We start from the raw sequence: 11,192 nt of genomic DNA on the forward strand, positions 1-11,192 counted from the left end.
GTGCCGAGTAATACAGTGGTCAGGTGATGAAAACCAATAACGGTGAGCAAGTGACAGGCGTCTCCCATCTGGACACCCTGTGGGTCAAGGGCGCACGAGCACACAACCTCAAGAGCGTCGAGATCACGCTGCCGCGCGACTCGACGGTCGTGTTCACCGGCTTGTCCGGTTCCGGTAAATCCTCGTTGGCCTTCGACACGATCTTCGCCGAGGGGCAGCGACGCTACGTCGAATCCCTGTCCTCCTATGCCCGGATGTTCCTCGGGCAGATGGACAAACCCGACGTCGACTTCATCGAGGGACTCTCTCCGGCGGTGTCGATCGACCAGAAGTCGACTTCGCGCAACCCGCGTTCGACCGTCGGCACGATCACCGAGGTCTATGACTTCCTCCGCCTGCTGTGGGCGCGGATCGGCACTCCGCACTGCCCCGTCTGCGGTGAGGTCATCACGCAGCAGACCCCGCAGCAGATCGTCGACCAGCTTCTCGAACTCGAGGAGCGCACGAAGTTCCTCGTCCTCGCACCAGTCGTCCGCTCCCGCAAGGGCGAATTCGTCGACCTCTTCACCGACCTGCAGTCCAAGGGATTCTCCCGAGCCATCGTCGACGGTGAGCAGATCAGCCTGAGCGAACCGCCCACCCTGGAGAAACAGTACAAGCACACGATCTCCGTGGTCGTCGACCGCCTCGTGGCCAAATCCGGACTGCGCCCGCGCCTGACCGACTCCGTCGAGACCGCGCTGGGACTGGCCGACGGTCGCATCGACATCGAACTCGTCGACGAGGGTACGACCCGCACCTTCTCCGAACACATGTCGTGCCCGAACGAGCACCCGCTGGCGATCGACGAGATCGAACCGCGCTCGTTCTCCTTCAACTCGCCCTTCGGTGCCTGCCCCACCTGCGACGGCATCGGCACCCGTCTGCAGGTCGACGAAGACCTCGTCGTCCCCGACGAGGACCTCAGCCTCGGCTCCGGAGCGATCGCTCCCTGGTCGGGCGGCAAACAGGTCTCGAAGTACTTCAACCGTCTGCTCAAGGGCCTCGGCGACGAACTCGGCTTCGATATGAAGACGCCGTGGAAGAAGCTGCCGAAGACCGCGAAGACCGCAATACTGACGGGCAAGGACTACAAGGTTCACGTCAAGTACAAGAACCGCTTCGGCCGCGAACGCACGTACTCGACGGGCTTCGAGGGCGTCTACCAGTACATTCAGCGCAAACACGAGGAAACCGAATCCGACTGGTCGCGGGAACGCTACGAGTCCTATATGCGGGAGATCCCGTGCGCCAGCTGCCAGGGCACACGCCTCAAACCGGAGATCCTCGCTGTCAAGGTCGGGGACAAGTCCATCGCGGAGGTTTCCGAACTCGCCCTCGACGAAGCCGCTGACTTCCTCGGCTCCCTCGAACTCAGCAACCGCGATGCCGCCGTGGCGGCGCAGGTGATGAAGGAGATCAACGCCCGTCTCGGGTTCCTCCTCGACGTCGGCCTCGACTACCTCAGCCTCAATCGGGCGGCCGGGACGCTCTCCGGCGGTGAGGCCCAGCGCATCCGCCTGGCCACGCAGATCGGCTCCGGTCTCGTCGGCGTCCTCTACGTCCTCGACGAGCCGTCGATCGGTCTGCACCAGCGCGACAACCGCCGACTCATCGAGACACTCAACAAGCTCAAGGATCTCGGCAACACCCTCATCGTCGTCGAGCACGATGAGGACACCATCGAATCGGCCGACTGGATCGTCGACATCGGCCCGGGGGCCGGCGAGCACGGGGGAGAGGTCGTCTACTCCGGACCCGTACCCGGTCTCAAGGAGGCCCCGGGATCGATCACCGGCGACTACCTCTCCGGTCGGCGCGCTATTCAGATTCCGCCGACCCGCCGCCCCGTCGACAAGGACCGGCGGGTCACGGTCGAGAAAGCCGTGGAGAACAACCTCCGCGATGTCACGGTGTCCTTCCCGCTCGGCGTGCTCACCGCCGTCACCGGCGTATCCGGTTCGGGCAAATCGACCCTGGTCAACGAGATCCTCTACACGCAGATGGCCAACGTCCTCAATGGCGCCTCCCGGGTCCCCGGACGGCACAAGCGCGTGACCGGCCTGGACAACCTCGACAAGGTCGTCCACGTCGACCAGTCGCCGATCGGTCGCACCCCGCGGTCGAACCCCGCCACCTACACGGGCGTATTCGACCATGTTCGCCGGCTGTTCGCCGAAACCGAATCGGCGAAGGTCCGCGGCTATCTGCCAGGCCGGTTCTCCTTCAACGTCAAAGGCGGACGCTGCGAGAACTGCAGCGGCGACGGCACGATCAAGATCGAGATGAACTTCCTGCCAGACGTCTACGTCCCCTGTGAGGTCTGTCAGGGCGCCAGGTACAACCGGGAGACCCTGGAGGTGACTTTCAAGGGCAAGAACATCGCCGAAGTCCTCGATATGCCGATCGAGGAGGCCAACGACTTCTTCGCAGCGATACCCGCGATCTCGCGACACCTCAAGACTCTCGTCGAAGTGGGCCTCGGCTATGTCCGACTCGGCCAGCCGGCGACGACTCTCTCCGGTGGCGAGGCCCAGCGCGTCAAGCTCGCCGCCGAACTGCAGAAGCGCTCCCGCGGCCGCACCGTCTACGTGCTCGACGAACCGACGACCGGTCTGCACTTCGAGGACATCTCGAAGCTGCTCATGGTCCTCCAGGGGCTCGTCGACAAGGGCAACACGGTCATCGTCATCGAACACAACCTCGACGTCATCGGCAATGCCGACCACATCATCGACCTCGGACCCGAGGGCGGTCGCGGCGGCGGTCAGATCATCGCCCAGGGCACCCCCGAGGAAGTCGCCGAGGTGGCCGAATCGCACACCGGACGCTTTCTCAAACCGATGCTCAAGTCCTGATCCGAATGCCTGAACCATCGACCTACCGCCCGGCCACCGGTTCGATCCCCACCTCGGCCGGGGTCTACAAATTCCGTGACCCCGACCGGCGGGTGATCTATGTCGGAAAAGCGAAGAACCTCCGGAACCGACTCAACTCGTACTTCGCCAACCCCGCCCAGCTGCATCCTCGCACCTCGACGATGGTCCACACCGCGAACTCGGTGGAATGGACAGTCGTCGACACCGAGGTCGAAGCGCTGCAGCTCGAATGGACGTGGATCAACGAGTTCAACCCGCGGTTCAACGTCATGTTCCGCGACGACAAGTCCTACCCGTACCTCGCGATCACGATGAACGACGAGGTGCCGCGCGCCTTCATCACCCGAGGGAAGCGTCGCAAAGGTGTCAAGTACTTCGGTCCCTTCGCCCAGGTGTGGGCGATCAAGGACACCCTCGATCTGCTGCTCAAGGCCTTCCCGATGCGCACCTGCACAGCAGGCGTCTACCGCCGAGCCGAACGCAGCGGCAGGCCCTGCCTGCTCGGCTATATCGACAAATGTGCCTCTCCCTGCGTCGGCCAGATCAGCAAGGACGATCACAAAGATCTGGCTCGCAGCATCTCCGATTTCATGTCCGGCAATACCGGCCGCTTCATCAGCCACCGCCAGAAGGAGATGGCCAGCGCCGCCGCCGAACTCGACTACGAACGCGCGGCCGGTCTGCGCGACGAGATCTCCGCCCTGCAGAAGGTCCTCGACAAATCCGCCGTGGTCCTGTCCGTCAGCGCCGACTGCGATATCTTCGCCCTCGTCACCGAGGAGCTCGAGGCCTCCGTTCAAGTCTTCCATGTGCGCCAGGGCCGCATCCGCGGTCAGCGCGGCTGGATCATCGAACGCTCCGATGATCACACTCCCGCAGAACTGACTACCGACTACCTCCGACAGGCCTACTCCGGGCTCGACTCCGATGCCATCCCGAAGGAGATCCTCGTCGACACCCTGCCGGCGGACCTTGAGTCCCTCGAAGCCTGGCTGAGCGAGCAGCGCGGCTCCCGGGTGACCGTGCGGGTGCCCGAACGCGGGGAGAAGAAGGCGGCGATTGAGACCGTGGGGAAGAACGCGAAGGAAGCGCTCATCCAGCACAAGCTCAAACGCTCCTCCGACCTGACGACCCGCAGTCAGGCGCTCAAGGAGATCCAGGAACACCTCGATCTGCCCGAGGCCCCGTTGCGCATCGAATGCATCGACATCTCCCACACGCAAGGGTCGAACGTCGTCGCCTCCCTCGTCGTGTTCGAAGACGGAATGGCGAAGAAGCGCGACTACCGACACTTCGCCATCCACGATGAAGCCGCCGCCGACGATACGGCTTCGATGTACGACGTCGTCTCCCGTCGCTTCAGCCGCTACCTCGAACAGATGACCTCCGAGGAGCCCGATGAGCGTTTCGGCTACCGGCCCAGCCTCCTCGTCGTCGACGGCGCCGGCCCGCAGGTCGCCGCCGCCACGCGGGCGTTGACCGATCTCGGGATCGTCGACATCTCCGTCGTCGGTCTGGCCAAGCGGCTCGAAGAGATCTGGGTACCCGACGACCCGTTCCCCGTGATCCTCCCGCGCAATTCCGAAGGCCTCTTCCTCATGCAGCGCCTGCGAGATGAGGCCCACCGCTTCGCCATCACCTATCACCGGTCCAAACGTGCGAAGGCGATGACGAGCTCGGTCCTCGACGACATTCCGGGCCTCGGGGAGTCGAAGCGCAGTGCTCTGCTGCGCCATTTCGGATCCGTGAAGAAGGTCCGCGCGGCCACCGAAGAGGAGATCTGCGAGGTGAGGGGAATCGGTCCCTCACTCGCAGCGAAGATCGCGGCGGCTCTGGCCGACTGAGCTCGGCGATTCTGCCCTAGAGTAGTGCCGAGAGACACAGTGCCCACCGACCGAACGGGCACGATCAGAGGAGGACGCGTGAGCATACAGGCCGAATCGAACGGATCCGACCACCCCATCGAGGTTGTGCTCGTCGCCGGCATGTCGGGAGCGGGCCGCACCACCGTGGCCAATGTGCTCGAAGACATGGATTGGTACGTCGTCGACAATCTGCCCCCGCAGATGATGCGTCCGCTCGTCGAGCTCGTCGCCCGTGCCGACGGCGCCCTGCCGAAGATCGCGATCGTCATCGACGCCAAGGGCCGGACGAAGTACACCGAACTGCAGCAGACGATCAGCGATTTCGTCGATCAGGGACTGTCCCTGCGCATCGTCTTCCTCGATGCCTCCGACGAGGTCCTAGTCCGACGCTTCGAATCGACGAGGCGACCCCACCCTCTGCAGGGGGAGGGGACCCTCCTCGAAGGCATCGAAGCCGAACGTGTCGAGCTCGAGTCGCTGAGACACCGAGCCGACATCATCGTCGACACCTCCGACCTCAACGTGCACCAGCTGTCCGCGGAGGTGCGCAAGCGCTTCAGCGATGATGACACACCACCGCTGCGACTGACGGTGATGAGCTTCGGGTTCAAATACGGACTGCCGAAGGACGCCGACCACATCGCCGACGTCCGCTTCCTGCCGAATCCGTACTGGATTCCCCACCTGCGCGGACACAACGGACTCGACTCCGATGTCGCGGATTACGTCCTCGAACAGAACGGCGCCGAGGAATTCATCGAACGCTATGCCGCGACCCTGTCCACGGTTGCCGAGGGCTATCTGCATGAGGGACGCGGATACGCGATGATCGGCATCGGCTGCACCGGCGGCAAGCACCGTTCCGTGGCGATCAGCGAACGTGTCGGACGCCTGCTGTCGGCCCAGACCGGCATTCCCGTGACCGTACGCCACCGCGATCTGGGAAGAGAATGACATGGAGACCGAAGATCTGCCCATCATCACCACGGGCTCCCAGAACGATGGTCCGAATATCGTCTCCTTCGGCGGAGGACACGGACTCTACGCGGCGCTGAGGGCGTTCCGTCTGCTCACCGAGGACCTCACCGCCGTCGTCACCGTCGCCGATGACGGAGGTTCGTCCGGTCGTCTGCGCGACGAACTGGGCGGACTGCCTCCCGGCGACCTGCGGATGGCCCTGGCCGCGCTCTGCGACGATGGCACATGGGGCCAGACCTGGCGTGATGTCATCCAGCACCGTTTCGAATCCGCAGGGGAGCTGCACGGCCATGCGGTGGGCAATCTGCTCATCGCCGCACTCTGGCAGATCCACGGCGACCATGTGGCCGGCCTCGACTGGATGGCCCGCCTGCTGCGCGCCCACGGCCGCGTGCTGCCTATGTCCTCGGTGCCGCTGACGATCGAGGCCGATGTGAAGTTCCCCGGCTCGTTCCAAGTCGTGCGCGGACAGTCCGTGCTCGCCTCGACCAGCGGCCACGTCGAGACCGTGCGCCTCGATCCGGCGGCCCCACCCGCTCGCTTCGAGACGATCGAAGTCGTGGAGGAAGCCGATGTCCTCAACCTCGGCCCAGGCTCCTGGTACACCTCGGTGATGCCGCATCTGCTCGTGCCTTCGCTGGCGGAGGCGATCGTGGACTCGAAAGCGGTGAAATCCCTCACGCTCAACCTCAGCTCCACCGACGGCGAGACTAAAGATCTGAGCCTCGGCGAACACCTGACCTCCCTGCACCGGCATGCCCGCTCGCTGACCTTGGACTATGTCCTCGTCGACGAGGCCGCGACCGAACTCGAACCGGACCTGCCGCAGCAGGCCGAAGACATGTTCGGGGCGAAACTCTGGGAACGCCCCCTGCGTTCACGGAGACAGGGACAGCATGACAGCCTCAAACTGGCGGCATGCTACCGTGACATGTTGTTGGACGCCGGGATCGGCGTCGCCGAGCAGTGGTAGCAATTCAGGTGCAGGAGGACGAGCTATGGCACTGACCGCTCAGGTCAAGGATGAATTGGCGCGAGTGAAGATCACACGCACCTCCGCCCGCAAGGCCGAGGTCTCCTCGATCTTCCGCTTCTCCTCCGCCCTCCACCTCGTCAACGGCTCCATCGTTCTCGAAGCCGAACTCGACACCGCCCAAGCCGCCAAACGACTGCGTGCGGAGATCAAGGACCTCTACGGCCAGCATGCCGATATCGTCGTCATCAACGCCGCAGGGATCCGCCGCTCCAACCGCTACCTCCTGCGCGTCACCCGTGACGGGGGAGCACTGGCCCGCCAGACCGGACTCGTCGACAACCGCGGCCGCCCCGTGCGCGGACTGCCCTCGGCTATCGTCAACGGCTCCGTCGCCGATGCCGAAGCCGCCTGGCGCGGCGCCTTCCTCGCCCACGGCTCCCTGACGGAACCGGGACGCTCCTCGGCGCTGGAAGTCACGTGCCCCGGCCCCGAGGCGGCTCTTGCCCTCGTCGGTGCCGCCCGTCGTCTCGGACTGAGTGCGAAAGCACGCGAAGTCCGGGGAGTCGACCGTGTCGTCATCCGCGACGGCGACGATATCGCCGCACTGCTCACCCGCATGGGCTCCCACAGCGCCGTGCTGGTCTGGGAGGAGCGGCGGATGCGCCGGGAGGTCCGAGCGACGGCGAACCGCCTGGCGAACTTCGACGATGCGAACCTGCGCCGGTCGGCACGTGCCGCCGTGGCCTCCGGAGCCCGGGTCGAACGGGCACTGGAGATCCTCGGCGACGAGGTCCCCGAACACCTCCGCTACGCCGGTCAGCTGCGGGTGACCCACAAGCAGGCCTCCCTCGAGGAGCTCGGCCAGCTCGCAGACCCGCCGATGACGAAGGATGCGGTGGCCGGGCGGATCCGCAGGCTGCTGTCCACTGCGGACAAGCATGCGGAAGAACTGGGAATTCCCGGCACCGAAGCCAGCCTGACGCCGGAAATGCTCGAGGATCGCTAAGATCGAGGCATGAGACGAATCGCCATCAACGGCTTCGGCCGAATCGGCCGTGCCCTGTTCCGTCTGTCCCTCGAACCCGATACCGATTTCGAGGTCGTGGCCATCAACGACCTCACCGATACGACGACCCTGGCCCACCTTCTCACCCACGACTCGGTGTGGCCGCGCTTAGACCATGACGTCGACGCGACCGACGAGGCGATCATCGTCGATGGACGAGAGATCGCCGTCACCAGCCAAGCCGACCCAGCCGAAATCGACTGGAGTTCGCACAATGTCGAACTCGTCGTCGAATCCACCGGACGCTTCACCCGCCAGGACCAGGCCGAGGCCCACCTGGGAGGCACCGTGAAGACCGTCGTCCTCTCCGCCCCCGGAAAGGACGTCGACGCGACTCTCGTCATGGGCGTGAACGAAGACACCTTCGATCCGACCGAACATTCCGTCGTCTCGAACGCCTCGTGCACGACGAACTGCATGGCCACCGTCGTCAAGGCTCTCGACGACACCCTCGGCGTCGAAACCGGACTGCTCAACACCGTCCATGCCTACACCGGCGACCAGATGCTCGTCGACGGACCCCACCGGGACCTGCGCCGCGCCCGCGCCGCCGCCGTCAACATCGTGCCCACCACGACCGGAGCTGCACGCACGGTCGGCCGAGTCATGCCCCACCTCGAGGGCAAGCTCGACGGTCTGGCCGTCCGCGTGCCCGTACCCGCCGGATCGATCATCGACTTCACCTTCACCACGACTAAGAGTGCCGACCGCGACGAGGTCAATGCGCTCCTCGCCTCCGCAGCGGACGAATCACCCTACCTCGACTTCTCCACCGACGAACTCGTCTCCAGCGACATCGTCGGCACCACCGCCTCGGCGATCGTCGATTCCAAGCTCACGATGGTGCTCGGCGACCAGATCAAGGTCGTGGCCTGGTACGACAACGAGTGGGGCTACACGAACCGACTCAAAGACATGGTCAGCTACATTCTCAGCGAAAGGGACTCATGAGGACATTCGACGATGCGGGCATCTTCGCCGGTCGCACGGTGCTCGTCCGCAGCGATCTCAACGTGCCGATGGACGACGGCACCATCACCGACCGCGGCCGCATCCTGGCTTCGGCCGGAACCATCCGGTCGCTGGCCGAGGCGGGAGCCAAGGTCATCGTGATGTCGCATCTGGGCCGACCCAAGGGAGAACCGGATCCGCAGTTCTCGCTGGCCCCGATCGTCCCCGAACTCGCCGACGCCATCGGCCGCCTCGTCGCCTTCGCCTCCGATACCGTCGGTGACGATGCGAAGACGAAGGCGGCAGCCCTGTCCGACGGTGACGTGCTGCTGTTGGAGAACCTGCGCTTCAATCCCGGCGAGACCGCGAAGGACGATGCGCTGCGGCAGGAATTCGCCTCCCGACTGGCCGCACTGGCCGACGACTTCGTCTCCGACGGATTCGGCGTCGTCCACCGCAAGCAGGCCTCGGTCTTCGACATCGCCGAACTCCTCCCGCACTATGCCGGTTCGCTCGTGCGTGCGGAAGTCGAAGTCAGCGACAAGCTGCTCAACGACCCGGCCCGTCCGTTCACCGTCGTCCTCGGCGGATCGAAGGTCTCGGACAAACTCGGCGTCATCGACAACCTCATCGACCGTGCCGACAATCTGCTCATCGGCGGAGGAATGGTCTTCACCTTCCTCGCCGCACTCGGACACGACATCGGATCCAGCCTGGTCGAGAAAGACCGCATCGACGATGTCAAGGGCTACCTCCGACGCGCCGAGGCCGGTGGGGCTCGCATCGTCCTGCCCACGGACATCGTCATGGCCGCCTCCTTCGCAGCCGACGCCGAGAACTGGGTGCGGCCCGTTGCCGAACTCGAAGACACTCCGGCAGGAGCGGACGGCCTCGGCCTCGACATCGGGCCCGAATCGGCCGCCGCCTATGCGGAGATCATCGCCGCCTCGACCACCGTGTTCTGGAACGGACCGATGGGCGTCTTCGAATTCCCCGCCTTCGCCGCCGGCACCAAGGCCGTCGCCCAGGCACTGACCAACGAGGGCAGCGGTGAAAGACAGCGGCTGACCGTGGTCGGCGGCGGAGATTCCGCAGCCGCCGTGCGCAGCCTCGGCTTCGCCGATGACGACTTCGGCCATATCTCCACCGGCGGCGGTGCCAGCCTCGAATACCTCGAAGGCAAGACACTGCCCGGACTCGACGCACTCGGATGAGGAAGGCGGACACCATGAGCGACCGCACCCTGCTGCTGGCAGGCAACTGGAAGATGAACCACGACCACCTCGAGGCGATCTCCGCCGTCCAGAAGCTCGCATGGGCACTCGAGGACGCCAAACTCGACGACAGCCACTGCGAAGTCGTCGTCATCCCGCCGTTCACCGACATCCGTTCGGTGCAGACCCTCGTCCAAGGCGACAAGTTGTGGCTGAAATACGGTGCCCAGGACGTCTCCCAGCACGCTCCCGGCGCGCATACCGGAGAGATCGCTGCATCGTTCCTCTCCCGCCTCGGCTGCAGCTTCGTGGTCATCGGCCACAGCGAACGCCGAGCGGACAACCATGAGACCAACGATGTCGTGGCCGCGAAGATCAGGGCCGCACTTTCGGCCGAACTCACCCCGATCCTCTGCGTGGGGGAGTCGCTGGAACAGCGGCAGGACAAGAGCCACGTCGAGTTCACTCTCGGACAGCTCGACGACTCCCTGGCCGGATTCGACGCCAACGATCTCTCAGGCCTCGTCATCGCCTACGAACCCGTATGGGCGATCGGCACCGGCGAGACCGCCACAGCCGCCGATGCCGCGGAGATGGCGTCGGCCATCCGCGCACGCATCGGTGAGAAGTACGGCGACAGCCTTGCCCAGACCACCCGGATCCTCTACGGCGGATCGGTCAAAGCCGACAATGTGGCCGAGATCGTCGCCTCCGCGGATGTCGACGGAGCACTGGTGGGAGGCGCGAGCCTGAGCGGCCCGGACTTCGCCGCTTTGTGCAAGGCTGCCGTCGCGAAGTAGACTGACAGACGCATCATTCGACGAAACACTCGACGAAACATAGGTTGAATCCGACGTGGAAATCCTGAACATCATTCTCATCGCGCTGCTCGTGCTCACGAGCATCTTCCTCACCCTGCTGATCCTCATGCATAAGGGCAAGGGCGGTGGCATGTCCGACATGTTCGGCGGCGGAATGTCCTCGTCGCTGGGATCCTCGGGCGTCGCCGAGCGCAATCTCAACCGGTTCACGACGCTGATGGCGATCATCTGGGCGGCCTGCATCATCCTGCTCGGCATCCTCACCCGGTTCAACGCCTGAAGTCCAGTGGCTGACTGATGCCGACATCGTGAGACACCACCACCGAGGCGAACGCCAGGTGGACAGAGAAGGACCCCGACCGAATCGGTCGGGGTCCTTCTCTGTGCTGTCACGTCAGAATCC

The 11,192-nt window shown here is 64.7% G+C and carries 9 protein-coding genes; all 9 read left to right on the top strand.

The features are described from left to right. Window positions 1–26: 26 nt before the first annotated feature. Window positions 27–2,897 (top strand): excinuclease ABC subunit UvrA, encoded by a 2,871-nt coding sequence (uvrA, locus tag BLU88_RS10895; RefSeq protein ID WP_092013626.1) that lies wholly within the window; start codon window positions 27–29, stop codon window positions 2,895–2,897. Between the two features lie 5 nt (window positions 2,898–2,902). Continuing rightward, window positions 2,903–4,762: an excinuclease ABC subunit UvrC gene (gene uvrC / locus BLU88_RS10900; RefSeq protein ID WP_092013629.1), complete on the top strand. Its 1,860-nt coding sequence runs from the start codon at window positions 2,903–2,905 to the stop codon at window positions 4,760–4,762. An 84-nt stretch (window positions 4,763–4,846) separates the two neighbouring features. Continuing rightward, window positions 4,847–5,737: an RNase adapter RapZ gene (gene rapZ, locus BLU88_RS10905; RefSeq protein WP_407922854.1), complete on the top strand. Its 891-nt coding sequence runs from the start codon at window positions 4,847–4,849 to the stop codon at window positions 5,735–5,737. Between the two features lies 1 nt (window position 5,738). Further along, window positions 5,739–6,734, top strand: a complete 996-nt coding sequence (locus tag BLU88_RS10910) for a gluconeogenesis factor YvcK family protein (protein WP_092013635.1) — start codon at window positions 5,739–5,741, stop codon at window positions 6,732–6,734. 25 nt (window positions 6,735–6,759) lie between these two features. Beyond that, window positions 6,760–7,743 carry a DNA-binding protein WhiA gene (gene whiA / locus BLU88_RS10915; protein ID WP_092013638.1) on the top strand — a complete coding sequence of 328 codons (984 nt, stop codon included), beginning with the start codon at window positions 6,760–6,762 and terminating at the stop codon, window positions 7,741–7,743. A 9-nt stretch (window positions 7,744–7,752) separates the two neighbouring features. After that, window positions 7,753–8,754: a type I glyceraldehyde-3-phosphate dehydrogenase gene (gene gap, locus BLU88_RS10920; RefSeq protein WP_092013641.1), complete on the top strand. Its 1,002-nt coding sequence runs from the start codon at window positions 7,753–7,755 to the stop codon at window positions 8,752–8,754. Then, window positions 8,751–9,968, top strand: a complete 1,218-nt coding sequence (locus tag BLU88_RS10925) for a phosphoglycerate kinase (protein ID WP_092013644.1) — start codon at window positions 8,751–8,753, stop codon at window positions 9,966–9,968. Before gap ends, BLU88_RS10925 begins: the two co-directional genes overlap by 4 nt. A gap of 14 nt (window positions 9,969–9,982) precedes the next feature. Beyond that, complete coding sequence (tpiA, locus tag BLU88_RS10930) at window positions 9,983–10,768, top strand: triose-phosphate isomerase (RefSeq protein WP_092013647.1); 786 nt, start codon at window positions 9,983–9,985, stop codon at window positions 10,766–10,768. A 55-nt stretch (window positions 10,769–10,823) separates the two neighbouring features. Next, window positions 10,824–11,069: a preprotein translocase subunit SecG gene (gene secG / locus BLU88_RS10935; protein ID WP_092013651.1), complete on the top strand. Its 246-nt coding sequence runs from the start codon at window positions 10,824–10,826 to the stop codon at window positions 11,067–11,069. Window positions 11,070–11,192: the final 123 nt, after the last annotated feature.

This window comes from Brevibacterium siliguriense (assembly GCF_900105315.1).
Lineage (GTDB): Bacteria > Actinomycetota > Actinomycetes > Actinomycetales > Brevibacteriaceae > Brevibacterium > Brevibacterium siliguriense.

What these genes read in the sequence shown, in the direction of transcription:
- whiA (WP_092013638.1), top strand. Translation starts at nt 6,760, where the DNA reads ATGGCACTGACCGCTCAGGTCAAGGATGAATTGGCGCGAGTGAAGATC.
- uvrA (WP_092013626.1), top strand. Translation starts at nt 27, where the DNA reads ATGAAAACCAATAACGGTGAGCAAGTGACAGGCGTCTCCCATCTGGAC.
- uvrC (WP_092013629.1), top strand. Translation starts at nt 2,903, where the DNA reads ATGCCTGAACCATCGACCTACCGCCCGGCCACCGGTTCGATCCCCACC.
- BLU88_RS10925 (WP_092013644.1), top strand. Translation starts at nt 8,751, where the DNA reads ATGAGGACATTCGACGATGCGGGCATCTTCGCCGGTCGCACGGTGCTC.
- tpiA (WP_092013647.1), top strand. Translation starts at nt 9,983, where the DNA reads ATGAGCGACCGCACCCTGCTGCTGGCAGGCAACTGGAAGATGAACCAC.
- gap (WP_092013641.1), top strand. Translation starts at nt 7,753, where the DNA reads ATGAGACGAATCGCCATCAACGGCTTCGGCCGAATCGGCCGTGCCCTG.
- BLU88_RS10910 (WP_092013635.1), top strand. Translation starts at nt 5,739, where the DNA reads ATGGAGACCGAAGATCTGCCCATCATCACCACGGGCTCCCAGAACGAT.